The following is a 1,164-nucleotide window of genomic DNA, read 5'->3' on the forward strand; positions in this document are numbered from 1 at the left end:
CTACCAGAAGCAGGGTTCCGGGTACGGGTACTCCGGGGTCCGTGGGCTCAACGCCCTGTTGGCCACCGCCACCACCCAGACCGCGGCCCCGGTGATCCTGGGTCAGCGGCTGCGCCGCGGAGCAGTAGGATCCCCACGGGGTGCGGGCCGGATGGTCGGCGACGTGCTGGCCACCCTAAAGCGACTGCGCCCGGGTTCCGACACCCGAGTGCTGGTCCGAGCCGACGCTGCCTTCTACGGCCATCCCACCGTGGCCGCCACCCTGGCCGCCGGGGCCGATGTCTGCCTCACCGCCAGGATGGACAAAGCTGTCAAAGCCGCCATCGCCACCATCGACGTAACGGCCTGGACCGGCATCGAATATCCCGAGGCGATCTACGATGAGACCACCGGCACCTGGACCTCCAAAGCCGAGGTCGCCGAAGTTCCCTTCACCGCGTTCACCTCGAAGAAGAAAGCCCAGCGGATCCCCGGACGGCTGGTGGTGCGCCGCATCCCGGAACTGAACCCCCAGGACACCAACCAGCCGATGTTGTTCGGCACCCACCGCTTCCACGCCTTCTTCACCACCGTGGATCCGGAAGTGTTGGACACGGTGACCGCGGACCGGACCCACCGGGGGCATGCGCTCATCGAGCAGGTCAACGCCGACTTGAAAGACAGTGCTCTGGCCCACCTGCCCTCCGGACATTTCGGGGCCAACAGTGCCTGGCTGGTCTGCGCGGTGATGGCCTACAACCTCACCCGCACCGCCGGGACCCTCGCCGCCGGAGAGTTCACCCGGGCCCGGACCGGCACCATCCGGGCCAGGCTCGTGAATCTGCCAGCCCGGATCGCCTCCAGCGCCCGCAGGATCCGGATGCGCCTGCCCGAGACCTGGCCCTGGCAACAGGGATTCGAGCGGCTCTTCACCGCCGTCCACCCGCCACCACAACCGGCATAACCACCCGACCACCCGCCGGGCATCGGCACAACCGAAAGAACATCAGTGGAACACCACCGGTAGCGAGGCCGGCCACCACGTCACGCCAAAAAACGGCTCAGTGCCGATCCGGGATATCGGCCGCCGGCCCTAACCTGAGTCGGTGGATCGGGGACTGTCAGAAGAACGGTGTGTGAGGGTCCGGCCTGATCCGAGAGGAGACGGCCGTGGCTGACACGACC

At 67.5% G+C, this 1,164-nt stretch carries 1 protein-coding gene; it reads left to right on the forward strand.

Translation table 11 applies throughout. The features are described 5' to 3' along the window. The coding region (locus tag RF638_RS15995) for an IS1380 family transposase (protein ID WP_368842459.1) at positions 1 to 943 on the forward strand (943 nt) is incomplete at its 5' end. Positions 944 to 1,164 lie beyond the last annotated feature (221 nt).

Source organism: Kocuria sp. CPCC 205235, assembly GCF_040980905.1.
GTDB lineage: Bacteria > Actinomycetota > Actinomycetes > Actinomycetales > Micrococcaceae > Kocuria > Kocuria carniphila.